Here is a 23,557-nt window from a genome sequence, read left to right on the forward strand (position 1 = left end):
AGGAGGAACAATGCAGGACCATCACGACTCTCACCACCCCGACGGCTCCCACCACCAGCCGCCCAGCGGCACGCTTACCGAACCGCCGGCCCACGGTGCCGCCCACACCCAGCACACCGGAAATGCCCAGCCCGGCCACCACGCCGACGACGACCACACCGTCCACACCCACGGCCAGCACGCCGGGCACAGCACGGCCATGTTCAAAAACAAGTTCTGGCTGACGCTGGCCCTTGCCGTTCCGGTGGTCTACTTCAGCCCCATGATGGCCCACCTCCTGGGCTACATGCCGCCGGAGTTCCCCGGCTCCGCCTGGATCCCGCCGGTCCTGGGCACCGTCATCTTCTTCTACGGCGGCCAGCCGTTCCTCAAGGGCGGCCTGCAGGAGCTCAAGGACCGCGCCCCGGGCATGATGCTGCTGATCGCCATGGCCATCACCGTGGCGTTCGCCGCGTCCTGGGTCACCAGCCTGGGGATCGGCGGCTTCGACCTGGACTTCTGGTGGGAGCTGGCACTGCTGGTGGCCATCATGCTCCTGGGGCACTGGATCGAAATGCGGGCCCTCGGCTCCGCGCAGGGCGCCCTTGACGCCCTCGCCGCGCTGCTCCCGGACGAGGCCGAACGCATCACGGACAGCGGCACCGAGACCGTCCCGGTGTCCGAACTCAACCCCGGGGACCTGGTCCTGGTCCGTCCCGGCGCCCGCATGCCGGCTGACGGCAACGTAGTGGAGGGCCAGGCCGAGTTCGACGAGTCCATGATCACCGGCGAATCCAAGACCGTGGCCCGCGGCGCCGGAGACCCCGTGGTGGCCGGAACCGTAGCCACAGACAGCAGTGTCCGCGTCAGGGTCACGGCCGTGGGGGACCAGACCGCCCTGGCCGGGATCCAGCGGCTGGTGGAGGAAGCGCAGGCGTCATCGTCCCGCGCCCAGGCACTGGCGGACCGCGCCGCGGCGTTCCTCTTCTACTTTGCCGCCGGGGCCGGCGTCCTGACCTTCATCGCCTGGACCCTGCTGGGAAGCGTCCCCGACGCCGTCACCCGGACCGTCACCGTCCTGGTGATCGCCTGCCCCCACGCCCTTGGCCTGGCCATCCCGCTGGTGATAGCCATCTCCACGGAACAGGCAGCACGGGCCGGTGTCCTGATCAAGAACCGGATGGCGCTGGAGCGGATGCGCACCATCGACGTAGTCCTGTTCGACAAGACCGGCACCCTGACCACCGGAGAGCCCGAGCTGAAGGACGTCGCCGTGGCCGAAGGAGCCGATGCTGACGCGGTCCTTGCCCTGGCCGCCGCCGTGGAGTCCGACAGCGAGCACCCAGTGGCGCGGGCCATCGTGCGGGCGGCCAAGGCACGCAACCTGACGCTGCCGGCGGCCACCGAATTCACCTCGCTGACGGGCCGCGGAGTCCGGGCCACCGTGGACGGCCGGGGCGTGCACGTTGGCGGGCCTGCCCTCCTGCGCGAGCTCGGCGTCGTCGAACCCGATTCCCTGGCCATCCGGACGCGTGCATGGATGGACCGTGGAGCGGCCGTGCTGCACGTGGTCGACGGCGGCTCCGTCCTGGGTGCCGTGAGCATGGAGGATGCGGTGCGGCCGGAGTCGCGGCAGGCCGTGTCAGCCCTGCAGCGGCGCGGAGTCAAGGTGGCCATGGTCACCGGCGATGCGCGCCAGGTTGCCCGGGCCGTGGCCGCGGACCTGGACATCGACGAGGTATTCGCCGAGGTCCTGCCCGCCGACAAGGACAAGAAAGTGGCCGAGCTGCAGGGCCGCGGACTGAAGGTGGCCATGGTGGGCGACGGCGTCAACGACTCCCCTGCCCTGGCCCGCGCCGAAGTGGGCATCGCCATCGGCGCCGGAACCGACGTGGCGGTGGAATCCGCCGGCGTGGTGCTGGCAGGAAACGATCCACGGGCCGTGCTGTCCATGGTGGACCTGTCCCGGGCCAGCTACCGGAAGATGTGGCAGAACCTGGTGTGGGCCACCGGCTACAACATCGTGTCCGTGCCGCTGGCCGCCGGCGTCCTGGCGTTTGCCGGCGTGGTCCTCTCCCCCGCCGCAGGGGCCGTACTGATGTCCGCATCCACCGTGGTGGTGGCGCTGAACGCCCAGCTGCTCCGCCGCCTGAAACTGAACCCTTCCGAGGTACGTTGAGTACTGCGGACCGAGCGGAAGGAGGCACCGCCATGACCACCCGCGCCGTGGCGGCCCTCCTTCACAGGGCCTGGCTGTTCGCCGCCGCCTTGACCGTCATCGCCGGACTGCTGGGCATGCACGTCATGACCTCCGGCCACGCCTCGCACGGGGCACCTGCAGGGCACACCGTCGTCGCGCATTCTGCCGGCGCCGCCCATGCCCTGCACACGCCGCGCGCCTCCGCCACGGACATGCAGGGGCTTGCCCCCGCTGTCTGCGGTGATTCCTGCCCCGGCGCGCAGGAATCGGGGGCGCCGTGCATCCCAACGGCACCCAGCGGCCCGATCACCGTTGCCCCGCCGCAGGCAACGCAGGCGGCCCTGCCGCTGCTGCCGTCAACCGGGAACGCCGGTTCCGCATACGGCTACCTGCAGCCCAGCCCCACCCCCTGCGCACTGTCCATCAGCCGGACGTAAACCGGACCGCGCCACCCATCACGGCCCAGTTCCCGTACCTCCCCTGAAGGACAATCATGAACACCACTTTTAAGACCCTGTCCATTGCTGCTGCCCTGGCCGCCTCGCTCGGCCTGGCAGGATGCGCCGCCAACGCCGGTTCCGGCAACAGCATGCCGATGGACCACGGCAGCGCCGGCGCCATGTCCAGTGCCATGCCCAGCGCCGGCAGCATGTCGACCGGCGCCAACGCTGACCATAACCAGGCGGACATCATGTTTGCCCAGATGATGATCCCCCACCACTCGCAGGCAGTGGAGATGAGCGACATCATCCTGGCCAAATCCGGCATGCCGGCAGAGGTGGCCGCGCTTGCCACCAAGATCAAGGCCGCCCAGGCACCTGAGATCCAGCAGATGACCGGCTGGCTGGCAGGCTGGGGCGCCCCCACCGCGATGGGCGACCACTCCGGCCACGGCATGACCGGCATGGTGGACGACGCCGGCATCGAAAAGCTCAAGTCCGCCACCGGGACCGATGCCGCAAAGCTGTTCCTCGAGCAGATGATCGGCCACCACGAGGGCGCCATCGAGATGGCACAGCAGGAGATCAGCGCCGGCAAGTCCCCGGATGCAGTGAAGCTGGGCCATGACATCGTGGACGCCCAGCAGGCGGAAATCACCCGGATGAAGCAGTTGCTGGCCACGCTCTAGCCGGCAGTCCAGCCGTCCGGCGGCTGCTCACGGCGTGGCGGCGGCACCCGCAAGGGAGCCGCCGCCACGCCGGTGCGTGTTAAGTTGAAGGGCAGGGGCCCGAACGGATCCGCCACCAGCTGGGAAAAGAGAACATCTCCTTGGACACTTCCGCACCAGTACGAATCCTGACCGTCTGCACCGGAAACATCTGCCGGTCGCCGGTGGCCGAACGGCTGCTGCAGGCAGGACTGGACCAGGTGGTGCCGGGTGGTTTCCTCGTGGCCAGCGCCGGCACCCGCGCCATGGTGGGCGAGCCCATGCAGCCCATTTCCGCGGACATAGTGCGGACCTACGGCGGCAACCCGGACGGCTTCGCTGCGCGGCAGCTCACGCCAAAGATCCTGCGCGGCGTGGACCTGGTGCTGACCATGACGTCCGGGCACCGCGGCGAGGTCCTCCAGCTGGACGCCTCCCTGCTCAAACGCACGTTCACCATCCGCGAGTTCGCACGCATGCTCGATGTCCTGGGCCAGCGCGCCGCCGAGGCCGCAGGCGCCCAGGAGACCCGCGAAGCTGCCGACGGACAGCGGGGGGCCTTGGCGGGGAGCCGGGGCGCCGCCGTCGTACCTTCCCAAGCCAACGCGTCCGACGGCGACCACCTGCTGGCTGCCAACGCCGCCCTATGGCGCGGCTTGCCGGCGCGGGCCGCCGGGGTACGGCACCTCTCCCTTCCGGCCGACCCGGCCGACAACGACATCGTGGACCCCTACCGCCGAGCGCCCGAGGTCTATCGGGACATGGAGGACCAACTGGCTCCGGCGATCGTCTCCATCCTGCGCCATGCCCGCCTCAACGCCCCTGCCAGGACTGAAACCGGCAGGTGACGGTTTGGATACTCCTGTAGCCAACCGGGTCCTGCCCGACGCAGACTGAACCCACCAATCACAATGAGGTGGAGGCGTCATGAGCATTCCAGGCGGTTCTGATCCATCCGGGCCCGGCGGCGCCGGCAATCCCGGTTCCGGGCCCACCGGCGCATCCGGCCACCGGCCTGCCTGGATGGCGGCCCTGGGACGCAGGCGCTGGATTGCCGCCCTGCTGGCGCTGGTGGTCCTGGCGGCCGCCGGCGTGGCAATCTTCAGCCTCAACCGCGCGGACAAGGAAGCGCAACCGGCAGCCACCCAGACGCAGTCGCCCAGCGCCACGCCCACTCCCACGCCCTCCGCAACTCCCCCGCCCCCACCGCCACCGCCTGCACCTATCCCCGAACTGCCCGCCACGGAGATGAACATCCTGGTCATTGGCAGCGACAGCCGCGACAACGCCCGCGATCAGGCCGCCCACACTGCGCAGACCGGCGAAGCCTCCGACCAGCGCTCGGACGCCCTCATGCTGGTCCATGTGCCCGCGGACCGGCACACCCTCTACGTCATCTCGATCATGCGCGACCTGTGGGTGGACGTCCCCGGCGTGGGCGGCTCAAAGATCAACGCAGCCCTGCAGTACGGCGGCATCGACCTGACCACGCAGACCGTGCAGCAACTGCTGGGCATCACCATCGACCACACGCTGATGCTCGACTTCAACGGCTTCAAGGCACTGACGGACGGCCTGGGCGGCATCGACGTCAACGTCCCGTTCGCCTTCCAGTCCACCATCGAAACCCAGCACTCCTTCACGCAGGGGATCAACCACCTGGACGGTCAGGCCGCGCTGGAGTTCAGCCGCGAGCGCTACGCCTTCACCGACGGCGACTTCCAGCGGGTCCAGAACCAGCGCACCATGCTCCGGGCCATCCTGGCCCGGCTCACCGCCGGCGGCGCCCTGAACGACGTCAACGCCGTCCGCTCGCTGGTGGACTACGCCGCCTGCTGCCTCACCGTGGACAAGGGCTTCGATCCCGTCCAGGCCGCGATCCTCGCCTACAGCCTGCGCAACCTGGACGTGAACGCGATCGGCACCATGACGCTGCCCACGGCCGGAACGGGAATGGTGGCGGGCCAGTCGGTGGTGTTCCCGGATTACGGCGGCATCAACGCGGTGGGCGCCGCGCTGAGGGAGGGACGGATCGGAGATTTCGCCGTGCCGTAGCGCTGGTGGAGGAGGCTGCGGGGACGCGCCCATTTTCTCGCGACGCGCATATTCCCTGACGCGGCGGTATTCGGCGTGCGCCGCTGACTTTGCGGGTCCCGGAGTGCTTCGCGCGTCGAATCTCCCCTGATACCGCGAAGTTTAGCCCCGGCTTACCTCCGGTTCACCGGCAGGATGATGTTTGTGCGTCCGCTGCGGGAACCCTGAGGGCATGACCTCCAACCTTCATGTTTCACGCCGCACCGTCGTTAAGGGCTCCGTCCTGGCCGCCGCCCTGGCATCCGTCCCCGCCGCAGCCCAGGCAAGCCCCTCCGGCGTCGCGCTGGTGCGCAACCGGCTCACCCTGCCCAGCGGCATCGCCACCGGCGACGTCACCTCCGACTCGGCCGTGCTGTGGTCCCGGGCCTCGGGCGCCGGCCGGATGACGGCGGTCCTGCGTGCGGTGGACGACGGCGGGGAGGTGCTGCGCGGGCGCGGCGCCTTTGAGCGGGTCCTCCGCGGCCCCCGCGCCACCCAGGCTTCGGACTTCACCGCCAAGATCCACGCCGGGAACCTCCCGTCCAACACCAGGTTCGCCCTGGAGATCAGCTTCGAGGACGACGGCGGCGCGGCCAGTGAGACGGTCCGCGGCAGCTTCCGGACGGCCCCCGACGCCGGCACGGTCAACGGCAAGGGACGCACCGGTGCCACGGGCAACGGTGGCGACATCCCGGCGTCGTCAGGGCAAAGCTTCGTGTGGACGGGCGACACTGCCGGCCAGGGGTGGGGGATTAACGAGGAGATCGGCGGCATGCGCGGCTACCGGGCGATGCACCAGACCCGTCCGGACTTCTTCATCCACTCCGGCGACACCATCTACGCGGACGGGCCCATCGCCGAATCGGTGGTGGAAAAGGACGGCCAGGTGTGGCGGAACCTGGTGACCCCGGAGGTCTCCAAGGTGGCCGAGACGCTGACCGAGTTCCGCGGCCGGCACCGCTACAACTCCATGGATGCCAACATGCGCGCCCTGTTCGCAGATGTACCGGTGATCGCCCAATGGGATGACCACGAGACCCACAACAACTGGTACCCGGGCCAGATCCTGGACGACTCCCGCTACACCGTGCGTGATGTGAACACCCTCGCCGCCCGCGGCCGGCAGGCATGGCAGGAGAACATGCCCATCGCGGACAGCTCCGCCATCTGGCGCCCGGGAACGTTCGACGACGCCGGCCAGTACCAGCCGGCCCGGATCTACCGGAAGATTTCCCGCGGCCCGCAGCTGGACATCTTCTGCCTGGACATGCGCACGTACAAGTCGCCCAACACCGATGGCAAGGAACCCTACGCCACCGCCATCCTGGGCCAGGAACAGGTGGACTGGCTGGTCAGCGAGGTCTCCAAGTCCAAGGCGACCTGGAAGGTCATCGCCAACGACCTCCCGCTGGGCGTGGTGGTCCCGGACGGCCCGGTGAACGAGGAGAGCGTTTCCAACCGCGACGACGGCGCCCCCTTGGGCCGTGAGCTGGAGCTCGCCGGGGTGCTGAGCGCGTTCAAGCGCAACGGAGTGAAGAACACTGTGTGGCTGACCGCGGACGTGCACTACTGCGCAGCCCACCACTACTCCCCGGAGCGCGCCGCCTTCACCGACTTTGATCCGTTCTGGGAGTTCGTGGCCGGCCCCATCGCCGCCGGCTCCTTTGGCCCCAACAGCATGGACGGCACGTTCGGCCCCGAGGTGGTGTTCTCCAAGACAGGGCGCTTTGCCGGCGAGTCCCCGCGCGACGGCGAAAACCAGTTCTTCGGCCACGTCCAGCTGGGCGAAGACAACAGCTTCACGGTGAGCCTCCGCAACGCCAACGGGGCCACGGTGTTCTCCAAGGTCCTGACGCCCGAACGGTAGGTCGGGTCCGAGCCACTTTCTGTAGCCATCGCGACGGCGGCGCGCGCACCTGGGGTGTGCGGCCGCCGTCGTCCGTTATTTTCCGCCGCCCCCTGGGTACGCCGTTGGTAGTGTTCCTGCATTCGGCACGGCATCCGGCACGGTTAGGTGAACGGCGAGGACGGGGTGGTTTTTTGACGGGCGGATCTTCGAACGACGACGGACTGACCGAAGCGGTCCAGGAGGCCGGAGCGGTGGAGCTCCTGCTCATCCGGCATGGGGAGAGCGAAGGCAACGTAGCGGCAACGGAAGCCCGCGAGGCCGGCGTGGAGGTCATCCAGGTTCCCGCCCGCGACGCCGACGTGGACCTGTCCGGAACCGGCAGGGACCAGGCCAAGGCACTGGGTACGGCGCTGGCGCGGACTGCCAGGGAGCTCCGCCCTGACGCGGTGGTGTCCTCCCCCTACGCGCGGGCCCGGCAGACGGCTGAGATTGCGGTGGAAACGGCGGGCTGGCCGCTCCAGGTGACCATCGACGAGCGGCTGCGGGACCGCGAGCTGGGCATCCTGGACCGGCTCACCCGGCTGGGCGTGGAGAACCGCTACCCGGAGGAATCCGAGCGCCGGGAGTGGCTGGGGAAGCTGTACTACCGGCCGCCGGGAGGGGAATCCTGGGCGGATGTGGCGCTGCGGCTGCGGTCCGTGCTGGCGGAACTGAACAATCTGGGCACCGGCCACCGGGTGATGCTGGTGTGCCACGACGCCGTGATCATGCTGTTCCGGTACGTGCTGGAAGGACTCAGTGAGAAGGAACTGCTGGACCTTGCAGCCCGGGAGGCGATCCTCAATGCCTCGGTGACCCGGTTCGTCCGTCCCTCCGGCGTCGGCCCCTGGACACTGGAGAGTTTCAATGTGGCCGATCACCTGGCGGAGCAGGGCGTCACCGTCACCCAGCATGCGGGAGATACCAATGTCCGGCCGCGGTGATGCTTCCGGCGCAACCCTGGTGACACCGTCGCTCCTGCGGGAGTGGCCGCTGCCGGCGCCGGGCGCGGATAAGTATTCCCGCGGCTCGGTACTGGTGGTCGGCGGAGCCCGCGCCACCCCCGGCGCGGCCCTGCTGGCCGGCACAACGGCCCTGCGTGCCGGGGCCGGGAAACTCACGCTGGCGGTGGCAGAGTCCGTTTCCGTGCAGCTCGGGGTGGCGCTGCCGGAGTGCGGTTCCATCGGGCTCCCCGAGACCGCCGGCGGCTCAGTCAAGGCGGACCTGGACCCCATGTCCTCCTACCTGGACCGGGCGGACACCGTCCTGGTGGGACCGGGCCTGGATGATCCCGACCTTGCAGGGGAACTGCTTGAGGCAATGCTCAAGCGCGAGGCCAGCGGTGGACCCGGCGGTCCCCGCGGCTCCGGCGGCGACGCTGGGGGCGCAGGAGGCGCCGCCGTCGTCCTCGATGCCTACGCCCTGGGCGCCCTGGTGCCGCTGGAGGACCAGCTGAACCCCTGGCGCGGCCGGTTGATCCTCACCCCGAATCCCACTGAAGCGGCGATCCTGCTGGGCCGGGACGTGGACGACCTCGAAAAAGACTTGGCCGAGATTTCCGAACGGTACGGCGCCGTGGTCAGCTGCCAGGGGCTGATCACCCAGCCGCCCGGACCGGACCCGGATGAGCCCGCGCTGTGGAAGATCACCACGGGATACGGCGGACTGGGCACCTCCGGCAGCGGCGACGTCCTGGCCGGAGCCATCGCAGGGCTCCGGGCCCGCGGAACCACCGGTGCCCAGGCAGCGTGCTGGGGAACCCACCTGCACGCAGCCGCGGCAGACCGTCTGGCCATTCGGCTGGGGCCGCTGGGATTCCTGGCCCGCGAACTTGCCGACGAACTGCCGGCGCTGATGCTGGAATTCAGCGTCTGATATACGGGACCGGGCTCGCTTAAGCGCGGACGGCCCCGGCCGAAGCCGGGGCCGTCGTGTCGGAAGGTTAGGGCCTTAGCTGCCGATGCGCTGTCTGGCGCTGTGGCGTGCACAGAATGGCGATTCGCCCCAAAAAGGCAGTCAACAGATCTGCCCGCCTTCCGAGCCTGTGTGAAGCTAAGCGGCGATTTCCTGCTTTGCCCCCTTGGTTTCGATCTCAATCTTGCGCGGCTTGGCCTTTTCGGCGACCGGGATCCGCAGCGTCAGGACGCCAGCGTCGTAGCTGGCCTTCACATGCTCGGTGTCCAGCGTGTCACCGAGGATCAGCTGGCGGCTGAAGATGCCGCGCGGCCGCTCAGCGGCAATGAGTTCGGTGTCCTTGCCCATGGGATCAGGGCGCTCGGCCCGCACAGTCAGGACATTCCGTTCAACATCCAGGTCCACCGAATCCACCTTCACGCCGGGCAAATCAAAGGCCACGACGAACTCCTGGTCCTCACGCCATGCATCCATTGGCATTGCCGCCGGGCGTGCAGCCGTGCCGAGGACCTGCTGGGCCAGCCTGTCCAGCTCGCGGAACGGATCGGTTCGCATCAACATGGCTTCCCTCCTCGTAAGAGACGGTCCAACACAATTTCCCTATCAGCCGATCTATAGTGGCTGATATAGATTTTTTAGCACTGGTGAAGCAGGTCCGCAAGGGTCTGCCGGGACGGATTTCTTAAGATTTTCCGTTCCTCCCAGGACAGCGAAAAGGGGCCTTCCACCCCGGCCTGTGCAGCGGTGGAAGCCCCCTTCACGGGTTCGCGGTTCAGTCCCGCGTGGGGTCCGGGCGCAACGGGGCCGGACCCGGATCCGGCACGGGCAGCGGACCTGGGGCCGGCGGTGCCGGGAACGGATTGGGGGACGGCGGCCCTGGGGGCCGTGGCTGCGTGGGGTCCGGGGACGTGGGCTCCGGGCCGGGATCCGGCGGAAACGGCTCTGGTTCGTGCACTGGCGGGATGGTCATGGAACTTCCCCTCTCACACTGGGCGTATGTGCCTTGAACTGACCAGACTACGCTTGCCGTCCGCCCGCAACCACCCTCCAGTCCCCGGCCACGCCCACCAGCCGGAGCCAGTGGTGCAACCGGTCTGCGTCCGCGTCCCCGCAGCGGAACCCCACGTACCCGTCGGGACGTACGGCGACCACCCCGCGGCCGGGATGGCTGGTGAGCCGGTGGACGTGGAGCAGTTGCCCCTGCAACCGTGCCTGTTCCCCCGTGACCGGCACGGTGGGGGCTGCGCCCAGGGTGACCGGGCCGGCGTCGCGCTCCAGGAAAAGGTGGATCCCCGGCGCGGCGGTGAGGTCGTGAAGGCGCGTGGGCCGGCCGCCCACCGCAGCCGGCGCATCCGGCAGCCGTTCCCCCGGCCGCGGCCATCCGCCGGCCCGGTGCGGACCGTCGACTGAAAGGGGGCTGCTCCGGTAGTGCACGAACGGCTGTGCCAGCAGCCGGATCCCCTTGGACGTCAGCCACCGCTGCCGGAGCACCAGCGGCAGTGCCGGAGCAAGCGCCGGCAGGATACTGCGCGCAAGGCGCGCCACGGGATGGGGCGAGGCCTCCCAAAAGAAGATGACGTGTGTCAGGGCCAGCACCCGCCGGGCGGCAGGCCGCCGCTCCTGCCCATAGCTCTCGAGAAGCTCCGGGAGTGGCCTGCCTGCCGTCGAGGCGAACCCGAGCTTCCAGCCGAGGTTGATGGCGTCGAGAATGCCGTTGTTCATGCCCTGGCCGCCGGCCGGCGAATGGGCGTGCGCGGCGTCACCGGCCAGGAAGACGGGATCCTTTCCGAATGTACTGGCGATCCGGTGCTGCAGCGGCACCTGCGCCGACCACCGCACCCCGCGGACAACGGCGCCCAGCCCGGAATTATGCACCAGGCGCACCACCTCCTCCGCGGGGACGGCCGAGCCCAGCTGGCCAAAACGGGCACCGGGCGGCGGCACCGCCGGCCGGGTGGCCAGCATCCGCCACGCGGCCCCCTCCCCCAGTGCGAAAAGGAAGACCAGCCCGGCGCTGCCCACCGCAACGTGCAGCAGCCCTGCGTCCAGGGGGCCGTCCAGTTCGAGGTCGGCCATGACTGCATCCACCCCATACGGGCCGCCGCGCCACCGTGCCCCGATGAGGCCGCGGACGGTGCTCGACTGACCGTCGCAGCCGGCCAGGAACCGGCTGCGGTGCTGCTCCTGCCCACCGTCGGCCCTGTGGAGCTCCGCGTGGACCAGCGCCGGACCGGAAGCCCCAACCCTGTCCCGGTGCAGCCCGTGGAACTGGACACCCCAGTCCACCGGGACGCCGCGGGCCTGCAGCGCCTGCCAGAGAACGTCCTCGACGTCGGCCTGCCGGACCAGGGTCAGGTGCGGGAATGCGGTGTCCGGCAGGTCCGCGTGGCCAAGCAGCGCTTCGACGGTGCGCCGGCCCAAGTGGATGCGCGCCTCGGGGGTGGTGTCCGCACGGCTGAGCAGCTCGTCCGTCACGCCCAGTGGACGCAGCCCCTCCAGCGCCCGGGCATGCAGCATCATCGCCCGGGAGGGCCGGATCCGGTGCTGCCGCCGGTCCACCACCCGCACCGATGCCCCGTGCGCATGGGCCTGGAGGGCGGTGGCGAGGCCGGCGGGACCTGCGCCCACCACCAAGACGTCCGTGTCCGCCGTCGTGCCTTTCCCGGCTGCCATTAGGGGCCGGCCGTCACGGCTGCGTGAGGAGCCGCCACCAGGCGTGGTCGGACTGCGGCAGCCCCTGCATCCGCGCAGGATTGGCCACCACCTCGTCGCGGCGCAGTCCCGGCAGCACCTTGTAACTGATGGACCCGGGAACGCTCACCAGCTCCAGGACGCGCCAGAGGGCTGCAGCGTACCGGTGCGCCCGCTCGGCGCCATCCCATTCGTACAGCCCCCGGTACGCGCCGAACGTGTCGTGGGCGCACCAGAGCTTGGACACGTAACCCGGGAAGCCCACGAAGAGCGGAGTGTTCAGGATGCTTTCCGCTTCGAACAGGCGGTGGGCCCTGCCCTGCACCCACCGCAGTGTGAAGGCCACCACCAGCACGCAGGGCTCGGCGGCCTGGCGTTCGACGGCGGTCTCCCGGTACACCCGCGACGTGCTTCCGTCGGCAAACCGCAGCACGCGCCCCACGTTGTCTTTCGGGAGGTGCACCTGCCTGCGGGCCAGCATCACGCAGGACCTGCCCACGCAGCGGGCAACGGCCAGCCAGGCCTGGACCCGGGGAGCCGGTCCGGATTCGACTTTCATGGCGTCTCCTTTCCTCTCAACGCTTCCAGCGTGGCCGCCAGCGGGCCGGGGCCCCAGAGTCCTTCGCCCTTTTCGGCTCCCCCGGTAGCGAACGGCCTGCGGGGTTGCCGGAGGGGGTCTATATATTGAATCCATGACCTCCACTCCCCTGCAGGACTCCACCGGCACTGCCGTCCCGGTTCCCCCGGTTGCCAAGAAAATCCCCACCGAACGCACCCACCACGGCGAAACGTTCGTGGACAATTACGAGTGGCTGCGGGACAAGGAATCACCGGAAGTCGTTGAACACCTGCACGCCGAGAACGCGTACCAGGAAGCCGTCACCGCGCACCAGGAGCCGCTCCGCGAGGCCATCTTCCAGGAGATCAAGGGCCGCACCCAGGAAACGGACCTCTCCGTCCCGCACCGCAAGGACGGCTGGTGGTACTTCAGCCGCTCCGCCGAAGGCAAGGAGTACGGCATCCACTGCCGCGTGAAGGCGCAGGACACCGGCGACAAGGTGGCCGACTGGACTCCGCCGGCCGTTGAGCCCGGCGTGGGGATTCCCGGCGAGGAGATCCTGCTGGACGGCAACGTCGAAGCTGAAGGCAAGCCCTTCTTTTCCGTCGGCGGCACGGCCGTCACCGTCGACGGAAACCTTTACGCCTACGCCGTGGACAACTCCGGCGACGAACGCTTCACGCTCCGGATCAAGGACCTGCGCACCGGCGAACTGCTGCCGGACGTCATCGAAAACATCTTTTACGGGGTTGCGTTCTCCCCGGACGGCACGCGCCTCTTTTACACCGTCGTGGATGAGTCCTGGCGGCCCTACCAGGTGAAGGCGCATGTCCTGGGCACTCCCGTGGCAGAGGATGAGGTGGTCTACCAGGAGGACGATCCCGCCATGTGGCTCGGCTTCGAACTCTCCGCCGACCGTCGCCACCTGGTGCTGGGCATCGGGTGCTCGGAATACAGCGAAACCCGGCTGCTGCGCTTTGACGACCCCTCCGGAACCATCACCACCGTAATTTCCAGGGACGAGCGCATACTCTATGAAGCCGAGCCCTTCCTGCTTGACGGTGAAGAAAAGATCCTGCTCACGCACAACCGCGGGGCCATCAATTCCATGGTTTCGCTGGCGGACCCGGCCGGGCTTCACAAGCCGTTGGGCGAACAGGCCTGGCAGACCGTGGTCGAGCATTCCCGCGACGTCCGCGTCAACGGCGCCGGCGTCACCGCCACGCACCTCATCGTGTCCATCCGCAAGGACACCATCGAACGCGTCCAGGTGATGGGGCTGGCCGGGCTGGGGACGCCGGCGCAGCAGGCGCCCGTGGAGCCGGCGTTCGACGAAGAGCTCTACACAGCCGGCGTGGGCGGTTCCGACTACGACGCCCCCGTGATCCGGCTGGGCTACACGTCCTACTTCACGCCGTCGCGCATCTACGACTTTGTCCTGCCCACTCCCGAACAGCCCGCCGGCGAATTGCTGCTGCGCAAGGAAAGCCCCGTGCTGGGCGGCTATGACAGCAGCGACTACGTGGCTGCGCGTGAGTGGGCGACTGCCGGTGACGGCACGCGCATCCCGCTCTCCGTCCTCCGGCACAAGGCCGTCAAACAGGATTCGACGGCGGCCGGCCTGGTGTACGGGTACGGTTCCTACGAGATGAGCATGGATCCGGGATTCGGCATTGCCCGCCTCTCCCTGCTGGACCGCGGTGTGGTGTTCGTGATTGCCCACATCCGCGGCGGCGGCGAGCTGGGCCGGCACTGGTATGAGGACGGCAAGAAGCTCACCAAGAAGAACACCTTCACCGACTTCGTGGACGCCACCGACTGGCTTGCAGCCTCCGGCTGGGTGGACCCGTCACGGATCGCGGCCCTGGGCGGTTCGGCCGGCGGCCTGCTGATGGGCGCCGTGGCCAACATGGCGCCGGAGAAGTACGCTGCCATCGTGGCGCAGGTCCCGTTCGTGGATCCGCTCACCAGCATCCTGGACCCGGACCTGCCGCTGTCCGCGCTGGAGTGGGAGGAGTGGGGCAACCCCATTACGGACCCCCAGGCCTACGCCTACATGAAGTCCTACTCCCCCTACGAGAACGTGCGGGAGGTGGCCTACCCCAAGATTGCCGCGGTCACGTCCTTCAACGACACCCGGGTGCTGTACGTGGAACCGGCGAAGTGGGTGCAGGAGCTGAGGAACAAGACCACGGGGTCCGAACCCATCGTGATGAAGATCGAGATGGACGGCGGCCACGGGGGCGCGTCCGGCCGCTACGTGCAGTGGCGTGAACGGGCCTGGGACTACGCATTCATCGCCGATGCGCTGGGCGCCACCGAACTGCTCCCGGGAGCGGGCGTGAAGTAACCCATCGCCGTACCCGGAAAAGCTAACCATGCTTACTATTGTTGGGCACTTGTTTTCCGCAGGAATACCAGAGGAGCAGGCATGTCACTGAGCAAGGGAACCCGCGTGGAGTGGAACACTTCGCAGGGCAGGACGCACGGCAGGATTGTGGAAAAGAAGACCAGCGACTTCGAACTTGACGGCAATACGCACCGGGCGAGCGAGGATGAGCCGCAGTACGTGGTGGAATCGGGAAAGACCGGGGCGCGTGCAGCGCACAAGGCGTCCGCGCTGACCGAGAAGAAGTAGCGCCATGGCTGCCCAGCATGAGGTGGTGATCATTGGCGGCGGCAACGCAGGGGTGTCGCTGGCGGCACGGCTGGAGCGGTATGGGGTCAAGGACGTTGCGCTGATCGAGCCAAAGGACCACCACCTGTACCAGCCCTTGTTCTCGCACATCGCCGGCGGCCGGGCGCAGGCCCAGGAAGCCATCCGTCCGCAGGAATCGGTAACCCCAAACGGCGTCACCTGGATCCGGGATGCCGCCGTTGATATCGACGCCAATGCCAACACGGTCACGCTGGCGTCCGGGACCCGGGTGGGCTACGGCCAGCTGGTGGTATGCCCGGGGCTGCAGTACGACTGGAACGCGGTGCCCGGCCTCGCCGACGCCGTACATTCCGCCTACGGGGCGTCCCACTACGAGTTCGACCTTGCCCCCAAGGCGTGGACCCTGCTCAGCGGCCTGACCTCCGGCACGGCCATCTTCACCATGCCGGCCGGCCCCATCAAGTGCGGCGGCGCCGCGCAGAAACCCATGTACCTTGCCTGCGACTACTAGCGCGCCCGCGGGGTCCTGGACAAGATCCGGGTGGTGATGGTCCAGCCGTACCCCACCGTCTTCGGTGTTCCTGAGGTGGACCGGGAACTGGACCGCAAAATCGCCGAGTATGGCATCGAACTGCGCACCAACAGCGAACTGGTGGCGGTCAGCCCCTCCGGACGGCGGGCCACCATCCGGGACAACGCCGCGAACACCATTGAGGACCTGACGTACGACGTCCTGAACGCTGTTCCGCCCCAGTCCGCACCGGACTGGCTCAAGGCCACCGACCTGCCGGCCACCGGGGACGCGGGCGGGTTCGTGGAGGTGGACAGGCAGACGCTGCGGCACCTCCGGTATCCCAACGTATGGTCCCTGGGCGACGCCGCCGGCACCACCAACTCCAAGTCCGGCGGCGCGCTGCGCAAGCAGACCAAGGTGGTGGCGAAGAACCTGGTGGCAGCCCGCAAGGGCAAGCCGCTGCGCGCCAAGTACAACGGCTACTCGGTGTGCCCGTTCACAGTCTCCCGGGACACGGTGGTGTTCGCAGAATTCGATGACCGCTACCGGCCCATGCCCACCATCCCGCGCGTGCCCACCTGGAACGAAAGCAAGCTGTCCTGGGTGGTGGACCGGGACCTGTTTCCCAAGATCTACTGGAACCTGATCCTCAAGGGCCGCGCTTAAGGCTGGCTGCAGGACCCGATCCGCCACTCATCGGCAAGGACGGCGTAGACCAGTTCGGTGGCCCACTGCCCTTTGTAGTGCCACTTGTCGATGTGCCGCGCCTCCAGACGCATGCCCAGCCGGGTGCACAACGACGCTGAGGCCGCGTTGAGCTCATCCAGCCGGGCTTCAATCCGGTGCATGCCCAGGTCCTCGAAGCCCAGCCGCAGGACGGCCTGGGCGGCCTCCGTTCCGTAGCCCTTGCCCCTGGCTCCGGGCGCCAGCGTCCACCCGACTTCGCCCTGGCCGCTGCCCGGCAGCCACTTGAGCACAACCTCGCCCTGCAGCCCGGGTTCATCGGCGGCCTCGATGGCGAGGGCCACCCAGTCCCCTTCCTTTTCGAAGACAAAGTTTGCATACCGGCCCACCCGCTCCATGCACTGGGTGTAGGTCTTTGCCGGGCCGGGAAGGAACCGTGCAGTGTCCAGCATCGAGTGGTACGCATGGAACGCATCTAGGTCGCGGCCGTCAAAGCGGCGCAGGACCAGCCGGTCGGTGCGGATGGGCAGGGAAATGGCGGGCATAAGTGTCAGCGGGCGGCGGATACGACGGCGGCCGTCGCCTCCGCGATGGCGCGCTCCTCGTCCGTGGGAACCACCAGGACGGGGATGGCGGAGGACGGCGTGGAAATCACCCGCGGTTCCTTTGACCGCGCCGCGTTCAGCCCGCCGTCGAGCTCGATGCCCAAGGCACCCAGCCGGTCCGCCACCTGTGCCCGGAACTGTTGCGAGTTCTCGCCGATCCCCGCGGTGAACACCAGGGCCTTGGCCCCGCCAACGGCCACGTGGTAGCCGCCGATGTACTTGGCCAGCCGGTAGGACGCGACGGCGAGCGCCATGGAGGCGCGTTCGTCGCCGGCCTCCGAGGCCTCCACCACGGAGCGCATGTCGTTGTTCCCGGCCAGGCCCTTGAGTCCCGATTCGCGGTTCAGCATGGTGTCGATGTCCTCGGGAGACCAGCCGGCCCGGCCCAGGAACACCAGGATGGACGGGTCCAGGTCGCCCGAGCGGGTGCCCATCACCAAACCCTCGAGCGGGGTGAAGCCCATGGAGGTGTCCACGGAGCGTCCGCCGCGGATGGCAGTCACGGAGGCGCCGTTGCCCAGGTGGGCGATGACGGCGTCGAATTCCTCGATGGGGAGGTCCAGCAGCGCGGCCGACCGCCGCGCCACGTACTCGTGGGAGGTGCCGTGGAAGCCGTAGCGGCGGATGCCGTGGTTCGTGTAGAGCTCGTCCGGGACGGCGTAACGCCAGGCGTGCTCGGGCAGGGTGCGGTGGAAGGCGGTGTCGAACACGGCCACCTGCGGCATCTTGGGCCACTTTTTGGTGATGGCGCGGATGCCCAGGACGTTGGCGGGGTTGTGCAGCGGCGCCAGCGGGTTGAGCCGCTCGATCGCGCGGGTAATCTCGTTGTCCACCGGCACGGGCTCGGAGAACCGTTCTCCGCCGTGGACCACCCGGTGCCCCACCGCGCCGAGCTCCAGGTCGCCCAGCTCCTGGTGGATGGCCGCGTCCACCTGCTCCAGTGCCTCCGCATGGTCCCGCGGTCCCACCGGCTCGCCGTCGCCACCGCCGCCGTTGCCCATGCCGATCTTCTCGATCAGTCCCTCGGTGAGGACCGTCCCGGCGGCCACGTCCCTGACCTGGTATTTGAGCGATGATGAACCGGAGTTGATGACGAGCACGAGCATGCGGTGGCCTCCTCAGCCTGGCGTCTGCAGTTCAAACCCCACTATATGTGCCGCTCGCGTCGGCTGATTCCTTGCGGATGACGGCCTGCTGTGCCTATGGTCGGCGGACAAGGCTGGACGACGCCGAGAGGAAAATTCCATGACGAACGAGCCCAATTCGATCGACGAGAACGACCCCACCAACACGGGATCCAGCAGCACCGCCCCGCTCAACGCGCAGCCGGATTCCGGCAGCAAGCACGATCCCACGGGGGTGGAGGGCGCCAACCCGGCCCTGGACGACACCGGCCACCTCAAGGCCGCCGAGACTGGGGAAGCGCCGGAAGCTCCGGAGAACCGGGAAGACCTGGACCTGACCCCACAGGGCCTCTCTGATGAACCGGCCAAGCAGGAGGACCCGGAGAGCCTGGCCAAGCCGGACAACAGCTGACTGTTCCCGCACTAATTCCCCGCACCAAAAGGCCGACGCCGGCACTCCCCCGAGTGCCGGCGTCGGCCTTTGATCTGTGGCGGGTTAGGCCCGTGCGCCCTGTCCCTGCCTCGCCAGGTAATCGAAGAGCTGGCGGAGGCCGAAGGTCCATTCCGGCAGTTCCTCGCACGGACCCACCGTGTTGACCAGGGCACCCAGGTGGCGGCTGCGGATGGTGACGACATCGCCGTGCTTGTGGGTGAAACCCTGGCCCGGCTCGTCCCGGTCCTGCGTGGGCGCAAACAGGGTCCCGGTGAACAGCGCGAAGCCGTCCGGATACTGGTGGTGCTTACCGTGGGTGGCGGCCACAAGTTCCTCGAAGGGCCTGCTGATGCGGGAGACACTGTTCCGGCCCTCCAGCAGGTACCCGTCCGGGCCGTCCACGCGGAGCAGGATCTCCTCATCGCGCAGCGTCTCCAGGGTGAAGTTCCCGTCGAACAGCCTGATGAACGGCCCCAGCGCGCTCGACGCATTGTTGTCCTTGGCCTTGCCCAGCAGCAGGGCGCTCCTGCCTTCCACGTCGCGAAGGTTCACGTCGTTGCCCAGCGTCGCGCCCACCACGCGCCCGCCGGAGGTGGCAATGAGGACCAGCTCCGGTTCCGGGTTGTTCCAGGACGAAAAGGCCGGGATCCCGATTCCATCGCCGAGTCCCACCGATGACAGGACCGGCGCCTTGGTGAAGACCTCGGGGTCCGGGCCGATCCCCACCTCCAGGTACTGCGACCACAGCCCTTCAGCGATCAGGACCCGCTTGGCTTCGGCCGCCTCCGCGGAGCCGGGCCGCAGGTCGGCCAGGCTTCCGCCCAGGGCACGGCCCACCAGCTCCCGCACCTCAGCAGCCCGGCCGGCATCTCCCGCGCAGCGCTCCTCAATGACCCGCTCGATCATGCTGTCCACGAACGTCACGCCGCAGGCCTTGATGACCTGGAGGTCGATGGGCGCCAGGAGCCTGGGCCCCTCGCTCTCCACCGAAGCGCTCCCGGCCAGGGAGGCGCGGACGACGTCGGCAGTCGCCCAGCGCGGTTCGGCCAGGGTGGGATCCAGCAGGGCAAAGCGGACAGCGGCTGCCGGGTCCGGCAGTTCCATGAGCTCGGCAACGGTGGCGGCCAGCCGCTGCAGGTCGAAGACGGTGCCCCCGCTGACGGCGACCACGCGCGGGCCGCCCGTTTCCGCATCCCAGACCCGGCCGATGAGCAGGGCCTGGTCCGCGTCTTCGGGAAGGACAGACCGCACTGCCTCGGACACCGGGCTCATGACTGCCCCTCGTTCCCGGTATCGCGGCTGACGGCACCTTCGGCGGGGTGCTGCCACACGCCGTCGACCCTTTGCGGGATACGCCAGGGGTTGCTGTCCTGCAGTGGCGCGGGCAGCCGCGACGCAGGGAATGACTGGTACGCCACCGGGCGGAGGAAGCGGCGGATGGCCGCCGTCCCCACCGACGTGGTGTTCGAGGTGGTGGCGGGGTAGGGACCGCCGTGGTGCTGGGCGTAGCTGACCGTGACTCCCGTGGGCCAGCCGTTCCACAAAACGCGCCCGCTGATGTCCGCCAGCCGGGCAGCGAGTTCGGAGACGTCGTCGTCCTCCTCGGCCTGGAGGGTGGTGGTCAGCTGCCCTTCCAGCAGCCGTGCCAGCCCGGGCAGCTCAGCCTGGTCCCGGTACTCCACCACCACGCTGGCGGGTCCGAACATCTCCTGCCGGAGCAGCCCGGGGTCCTTCCGCACCTCCTCCGACGTCGTGTGCAGGACGGTGGGGGCCGGTTCCTCCGCAAAGTCCCCTTCCAGCAGGACCCGTACTCCCCCGCTGTCCCGGAGTGTGGCCACGGCGTCGGCGTAACCGGCGTGCAGGCGGTCGCTGAGCAGCCGTGCGGGAGCGAACCCTGCAAGCGCTTCCGCCAGCTGGCTGCGGATGCCCTCTGCGTCGCCGGCGGGGACGAACAGCAGGCCCGGCTTGGTGCAGAACTGGCCCATCCCCAGGGTGAAGGAGCCGGCGTAGCCGCTGAGGATCTCCGCGCGCCGGGTTGCCCATGCCTTGGGCGCCACGAAGACAGCGTTGATGCCGCCCAGTTCACCGAAGAACGGGATGGGTTCGGGCCGGGCGGCAATCCTGTTGAGCAGGGCACGGCCGCCCGCGGTGGAACCGGTGAAGCCGACCGCCTTGACCAAGGGATGGTCAACCAGGGCCTCACCCGCTTGTCTGCCCGTCACCATGGAGAAGAGGCCCGACGGCGCCCGGGCAGCTTCCAGGGCCTCGGTCACCACGCGGGCGGTGCGGGCGGCGAGTTCGCGGTGCGCGTCGTGCGCCTTGTGCACCACGGCGCAGCCGGCTGCCAGTGCCGAGGCGCTGTCCCCGCCCATCACGCTGAAGGCGAAGGGGAAGTTGGAGGCGCCGAAAACCCCCACCACGCCAAGGGGCACGTTGTACCGCCGGAGGTCCGGGCGCGGACCCATGCCCCAGGCGGGGTCGTCGTGGTCGATGGTGGCGTCGAAGTGCTCGCCGCGGCGGATTTCCTCCGCGAACAGCCGCAACTGGAAGACGGTCCGCTTCAGTTCCCCCTCCAGCCGGGCGGTACCCAGGTGGGTTTCGCGGACGGCCGTTTCCACCAGCCCGCGGGCGTCCTGCTCCAGGCCGGCGGCGATAGCTTCGAGCCACCCTGCGCGGATGTCCGGGGTTGCCGGGAGGCCCTGGTCAAAGGCGGCTGCCGCTGCTTCCACGGCGGCGTCCAGGGCACCAGCGGTGGTGGGCCCGACGGGATGGTCCGTGGCGAGTCCGACGGCGGCACCAGCTCCGGCGGTCATCGGCGGGCTCCGGCAGGGGCCAGGGCTGCGCCGGTAACGGCGGCGCGGTTGCCCACTTCCTGCCATCCGGGGCCATTGGGGAATTCCCAGTGGGAACGGGAGGCGCTGAACATCTCCGCACCGGTGCCCGGCAGTTCGGGTGCAGCGTAGCGGCCGTTGATGATCCGGACGGGTTCGGCGAAGTGCTCATGCAGGTGGTCCACGAATTCGATCATCCGGTTTTCCTGGCTGCGGCCCACTACTGCGTAGTCGAAGAAGGAGAAGTGCTGGACCAGCTCGCACAGGCCCACGCCTCCTGCGTGCGGGCAGACCGGCACTCCGAATTTGGCGGCCAGCAGCAGGATGGCGATGTTCTCGTTGACGCCGGCCACGCGGGTGGAGTCGAGCTGCAGCACGTCGATTGCGCCTGCCTGGAGCAGCTGCTTGAAGACGATGCGGCTGGCTACGGCTTCACCGGTGGCAACCCGGACGGGTGCCACGCCCTTGCGGATTTCGGCGTGGCCCAGGACGTCGTCGGTACTGGTGGGTTCCTCGATCCAGTAGGGGTTGAACTCTGCCAGCCGGTTGACCCATTGAATTGCTTCGGATACTTCCCACCGCTGGTTGGCGTCGATGGCGATGGGCAGGCCGCCCACGGCTTCGCGGGCCAAGGCCATGCGCCGGCGGTCGTCGTTGATGTCCCCGCCCACTTTGAGCTTGATCATGGAGAATCCGTCAGCCGCGGCCTCCTTGCTCAGCCGGACCAGCTTCTCGTCGCTGTATCCCAGCCAGCCCGGGGAGGTGGTGTAGGCGGGAAAACCGCTGGCCTTGAGTTCGGCGATGCGCTGGGCCTTGCCGTCCTGGCCGGTACGGAGGATTTCGAGGGCTTCCTCCGGGCTGAGGGCGTCGCGGATGTGGGTGAAGTCCACCACGCTGACCAGTTCCTCCGGCGTCATCTCGGCAAGCAGGAGCCACAGTGGCTTGTTGTCCCGGCGGGCACGAATGTCCCAGAGGGCACTGACCAGGGCGCCGCAGGCCATCTGGGTCACACCCTTCTCGGGGCCAAGCCAGCGCAGCTGGGAGTCGTGGATGAGGAGCCTGGACGCCGCGCCGAGGTCGCCGATCAGCTCGTCGATGTCACGGCCCACCAGCAGGCGGGCGTACGCGTCAATGGCGGCCGTCAGGATTTCGTTGCCGCGGCCGCAGCTGAAGACGAAGCCGTGGCCCTCGTCGCCCGCATCGGTGCGGATGACCACGTAGGCGGCGGAGTAATCAGGGTCTACGTTGACCGCGTCTGAACCGTCGAGCTTAAGGGACGTGGGGAAGCGGACGTCCTGGGTGTTGATGGACGTGATGGAAGGCATGGATCTCAACTTTCGGAGCAGAACTGGAGAAGGGAAAGATTCGATTCCTATACGAATTTCTAAAATCATATAGGACGCGTGATCCAGGTCAAGCCCCCCACGGCCGCAGGCGCTCCAGGAACGCAGCAGCCCCGGCCTTTACGGGCCGGGGCTGTTCGCCAACACCTAGGTGATGATGCGCCTGCGCGGCGGCCCACTGTCTTCCAGCGGCGGCAGTTCACCCTCGAAGGCCTGGGCGAACCGGTCGAAGGAGTTTCGGATATGGGTGGTCATGGCTGCCTCGGCCCGCTCTGGATCGCACGCCTCGATCGCTTCCCGAACGGCCGTATGCTCAGCCACCGTAATGGCGCCGTCAACGTCCGCCGGGTACAGCCGGAAGGTGTGCAGGTGGCAGTGGGTCTGCGCGAAGGCATGCCGGACCACAGGGTTGCCGGAGGCGGCGAGGATGGTGTCGTGGAAACGGGTGTCATGGGCTACCAGATCCTGCCGCAGGTCCTTGCTCCGCTTCATGACGGCCCGGAAGCTGCCCAGCTCCTTCTCCAGCAAGCCGGCCGGATTGGCAAGGCGGTCCACGGCAGCTGCCCGGGCTGCCCACGGTTCCACCAGGAGCCGGAACTCAAACAGCGAGCGCAGCTCCGGCAGGTCCAGCAAGGGGGTGGTGCTGTAGCCGCGGCCCGGGTTGTAAACCACCAGGTTGTCGCCCTCAAGCCGCTGCAGCACCTCGCGGACGGGCGTCTGGGACACGCCCAGGCTGCGGGCAACGGCGTCGATGTTGATCCTGGTGCCGGGCGCAATCTCGCCTTCCAGGATGGAGGCACGCATCGCCGAATAGACGTCGGGCACCGCCGCCTTGCCGCGGGAAGTTTCGGACGATTGACGTGGGGGCACGCGGTTACCTCTTGCACTGGGTTGGCTGGCACTGACGGGCGGG

The 23,557-nt window shown here is 68.6% G+C and carries 20 protein-coding genes and 1 pseudogene; 12 read left to right on the forward strand and 9 right to left on the reverse strand.

The window, feature by feature from the left end:
• The first annotated feature begins 10 nt into the window (after window positions 1–10).
• The 8 genes from AB0313_RS09305 (at window position 11) to AB0313_RS09340 (ending at window position 9,162) form a co-directional block, all read left to right on the forward strand.
• The gene (locus tag AB0313_RS09305; RefSeq protein WP_366305092.1) at window positions 11–2,158 is read left to right on the forward strand and encodes a heavy metal translocating P-type ATPase; all 2,148 of its coding nucleotides are present in this window, start codon (window positions 11–13) and stop codon (window positions 2,156–2,158) included.
• A 32-nt stretch (window positions 2,159–2,190) separates the two neighbouring features.
• Complete coding sequence (locus AB0313_RS09310; protein WP_366305094.1) at window positions 2,191–2,616, forward strand: hypothetical protein; 426 nt, start codon at window positions 2,191–2,193, stop codon at window positions 2,614–2,616.
• Window positions 2,617–2,672: 56 nt separating this feature from the next.
• Complete coding sequence (locus AB0313_RS09315; protein ID WP_366305096.1) at window positions 2,673–3,308, forward strand: DUF305 domain-containing protein; 636 nt, start codon at window positions 2,673–2,675, stop codon at window positions 3,306–3,308.
• 140 nt (window positions 3,309–3,448) lie between these two features.
• Window positions 3,449–4,174 carry a low molecular weight phosphatase family protein gene (locus AB0313_RS09320; protein WP_366305098.1) on the forward strand — a complete coding sequence of 242 codons (726 nt, stop codon included), beginning with the start codon at window positions 3,449–3,451 and terminating at the stop codon, window positions 4,172–4,174.
• 79 nt (window positions 4,175–4,253) lie between these two features.
• Window positions 4,254–5,381, forward strand: coding sequence for an LCP family protein (locus AB0313_RS09325; RefSeq protein WP_366305100.1), 1,128 nt, complete (start codon window positions 4,254–4,256; stop codon window positions 5,379–5,381).
• A gap of 211 nt (window positions 5,382–5,592) precedes the next feature.
• Complete coding sequence (locus AB0313_RS09330; protein ID WP_366305102.1) at window positions 5,593–7,266, forward strand: alkaline phosphatase D family protein; 1,674 nt, start codon at window positions 5,593–5,595, stop codon at window positions 7,264–7,266.
• A 173-nt stretch (window positions 7,267–7,439) separates the two neighbouring features.
• Window positions 7,440–8,231 (forward strand): histidine phosphatase family protein, encoded by a 792-nt coding sequence (locus AB0313_RS09335; protein ID WP_307308465.1) that lies wholly within the window; start codon window positions 7,440–7,442, stop codon window positions 8,229–8,231.
• Entirely contained in the window at window positions 8,215–9,162 is a 948-nt protein-coding gene (locus AB0313_RS09340; protein WP_366305104.1) for an ADP/ATP-dependent (S)-NAD(P)H-hydrate dehydratase, read from the forward strand. Before AB0313_RS09335 ends, AB0313_RS09340 begins: the two co-directional genes overlap by 17 nt.
• Before the next feature lie 177 nt (window positions 9,163–9,339).
• On the opposite strand, the gene AB0313_RS09345 is transcribed toward AB0313_RS09340, so the two are convergent.
• The 3 genes from AB0313_RS09345 to AB0313_RS09355 all read right to left on the reverse strand — a co-directional run bounded on the left by AB0313_RS09345 (window position 9,340) and on the right by AB0313_RS09355 (window position 12,451).
• Window positions 9,340–9,762, reverse strand: a complete 423-nt coding sequence (locus AB0313_RS09345) for an Hsp20 family protein (RefSeq protein WP_141940300.1) — start codon at window positions 9,760–9,762, stop codon at window positions 9,340–9,342.
• A 456-nt stretch (window positions 9,763–10,218) separates the two neighbouring features.
• Window positions 10,219–11,874: an FAD-dependent monooxygenase gene (locus AB0313_RS09350; RefSeq protein WP_366305107.1), complete on the reverse strand. Its 1,656-nt coding sequence runs from the start codon at window positions 11,872–11,874 to the stop codon at window positions 10,219–10,221.
• Window positions 11,875–11,887: 13 nt separating this feature from the next.
• Complete coding sequence (locus tag AB0313_RS09355; RefSeq protein ID WP_366305109.1) at window positions 11,888–12,451, reverse strand: hypothetical protein; 564 nt, start codon at window positions 12,449–12,451, stop codon at window positions 11,888–11,890.
• A 133-nt stretch (window positions 12,452–12,584) separates the two neighbouring features.
• Between AB0313_RS09355 and AB0313_RS09360 the strand changes: the two genes are divergently transcribed.
• From AB0313_RS09360 to AB0313_RS09370, 3 genes and pseudogenes are all read left to right on the forward strand, one after another.
• Window positions 12,585–14,801 carry a S9 family peptidase gene (locus tag AB0313_RS09360; RefSeq protein WP_366305111.1) on the forward strand — a complete coding sequence of 739 codons (2,217 nt, stop codon included), beginning with the start codon at window positions 12,585–12,587 and terminating at the stop codon, window positions 14,799–14,801.
• Between the two features lie 81 nt (window positions 14,802–14,882).
• Entirely contained in the window at window positions 14,883–15,089 is a 207-nt protein-coding gene (locus AB0313_RS09365; protein ID WP_307308451.1) for a DUF2945 domain-containing protein, read from the forward strand.
• 4 nt (window positions 15,090–15,093) lie between these two features.
• Window positions 15,094–16,290: pseudogene (locus AB0313_RS09370) on the forward strand (FAD/NAD(P)-binding oxidoreductase).
• Here AB0313_RS09370 and AB0313_RS09375 read toward each other — a convergent pair.
• Both AB0313_RS09375 and AB0313_RS09380 read right to left on the reverse strand, forming a co-directional pair.
• Window positions 16,287–16,853: a GNAT family protein gene (locus tag AB0313_RS09375; RefSeq protein WP_366305113.1), complete on the reverse strand. Its 567-nt coding sequence runs from the start codon at window positions 16,851–16,853 to the stop codon at window positions 16,287–16,289. The pseudogene AB0313_RS09370 and the gene AB0313_RS09375 overlap by 4 nt on opposite strands.
• Before the next feature lie 5 nt (window positions 16,854–16,858).
• Window positions 16,859–18,019: an acetate kinase gene (locus tag AB0313_RS09380; RefSeq protein ID WP_366305115.1), complete on the reverse strand. Its 1,161-nt coding sequence runs from the start codon at window positions 18,017–18,019 to the stop codon at window positions 16,859–16,861.
• Between the two features lie 139 nt (window positions 18,020–18,158).
• On the opposite strand from AB0313_RS09380, the gene AB0313_RS09385 reads away from it, so the two are divergent.
• Window positions 18,159–18,449 (forward strand): hypothetical protein, encoded by a 291-nt coding sequence (locus AB0313_RS09385; protein ID WP_141940292.1) that lies wholly within the window; start codon window positions 18,159–18,161, stop codon window positions 18,447–18,449.
• Between the two features lie 84 nt (window positions 18,450–18,533).
• Here AB0313_RS09385 and AB0313_RS09390 read toward each other — a convergent pair whose 3' ends face one another.
• The 4 genes from AB0313_RS09390 to AB0313_RS09405 all read right to left on the reverse strand — a co-directional run bounded on the left by AB0313_RS09390 (window position 18,534) and on the right by AB0313_RS09405 (window position 23,514).
• Window positions 18,534–19,742 (reverse strand): fumarylacetoacetate hydrolase family protein, encoded by a 1,209-nt coding sequence (locus tag AB0313_RS09390; protein ID WP_366305117.1) that lies wholly within the window; start codon window positions 19,740–19,742, stop codon window positions 18,534–18,536.
• Entirely contained in the window at window positions 19,739–21,283 is a 1,545-nt protein-coding gene (locus AB0313_RS09395) for an aldehyde dehydrogenase (NADP(+)) (RefSeq protein ID WP_366305119.1), read from the reverse strand. Before AB0313_RS09395 ends, AB0313_RS09390 begins: the two co-directional genes overlap by 4 nt.
• Window positions 21,280–22,626 (reverse strand): L-fuconate dehydratase, encoded by a 1,347-nt coding sequence (locus tag AB0313_RS09400; protein WP_366305121.1) that lies wholly within the window; start codon window positions 22,624–22,626, stop codon window positions 21,280–21,282. Before AB0313_RS09400 ends, AB0313_RS09395 begins: the two co-directional genes overlap by 4 nt.
• Before the next feature lie 165 nt (window positions 22,627–22,791).
• Window positions 22,792–23,514, reverse strand: a complete 723-nt coding sequence (locus tag AB0313_RS09405; protein WP_366305123.1) for a GntR family transcriptional regulator — start codon at window positions 23,512–23,514, stop codon at window positions 22,792–22,794.
• Window positions 23,515–23,557 lie beyond the last annotated feature (43 nt).

Source organism: Pseudarthrobacter sp. NPDC080039 (assembly GCF_040702335.1).
GTDB classification, from domain to species: Bacteria; Actinomycetota; Actinomycetes; order Actinomycetales; family Micrococcaceae; genus Arthrobacter; species Arthrobacter enclensis_A.

Coding starts and splice junctions, on each gene's coding strand:
- AB0313_RS09305 (WP_366305092.1), top strand. CDS start 11: ATGCAGGACCATCACGACTCTCACCACCCCGACGGCTCCCACCACCAG.
- AB0313_RS09310 (WP_366305094.1), top strand. CDS start 2,191: ATGACCACCCGCGCCGTGGCGGCCCTCCTTCACAGGGCCTGGCTGTTC.
- AB0313_RS09315 (WP_366305096.1), top strand. CDS start 2,673: ATGAACACCACTTTTAAGACCCTGTCCATTGCTGCTGCCCTGGCCGCC.
- AB0313_RS09325 (WP_366305100.1), top strand. CDS start 4,254: ATGAGCATTCCAGGCGGTTCTGATCCATCCGGGCCCGGCGGCGCCGGC.
- AB0313_RS09330 (WP_366305102.1), top strand. CDS start 5,593: ATGACCTCCAACCTTCATGTTTCACGCCGCACCGTCGTTAAGGGCTCC.
- AB0313_RS09340 (WP_366305104.1), top strand. CDS start 8,215: ATGTCCGGCCGCGGTGATGCTTCCGGCGCAACCCTGGTGACACCGTCG.
- AB0313_RS09345 (WP_141940300.1), bottom strand. CDS start 9,762: ATGTTGATGCGAACCGATCCGTTCCGCGAGCTGGACAGGCTGGCCCAG.
- AB0313_RS09350 (WP_366305107.1), bottom strand. CDS start 11,874: ATGGCAGCCGGGAAAGGCACGACGGCGGACACGGACGTCTTGGTGGTG.
- AB0313_RS09355 (WP_366305109.1), bottom strand. CDS start 12,451: ATGAAAGTCGAATCCGGACCGGCTCCCCGGGTCCAGGCCTGGCTGGCC.
- AB0313_RS09360 (WP_366305111.1), top strand. CDS start 12,585: ATGACCTCCACTCCCCTGCAGGACTCCACCGGCACTGCCGTCCCGGTT.
- AB0313_RS09365 (WP_307308451.1), top strand. CDS start 14,883: ATGTCACTGAGCAAGGGAACCCGCGTGGAGTGGAACACTTCGCAGGGC.
- AB0313_RS09375 (WP_366305113.1), bottom strand. CDS start 16,853: ATGCCCGCCATTTCCCTGCCCATCCGCACCGACCGGCTGGTCCTGCGC.
- AB0313_RS09380 (WP_366305115.1), bottom strand. CDS start 18,019: ATGCTCGTGCTCGTCATCAACTCCGGTTCATCATCGCTCAAATACCAG.
- AB0313_RS09385 (WP_141940292.1), top strand. CDS start 18,159: ATGACGAACGAGCCCAATTCGATCGACGAGAACGACCCCACCAACACG.
- AB0313_RS09390 (WP_366305117.1), bottom strand. CDS start 19,742: ATGAGCCCGGTGTCCGAGGCAGTGCGGTCTGTCCTTCCCGAAGACGCG.
- AB0313_RS09395 (WP_366305119.1), bottom strand. CDS start 21,283: ATGACCGCCGGAGCTGGTGCCGCCGTCGGACTCGCCACGGACCATCCC.
- AB0313_RS09400 (WP_366305121.1), bottom strand. CDS start 22,626: ATGCCTTCCATCACGTCCATCAACACCCAGGACGTCCGCTTCCCCACG.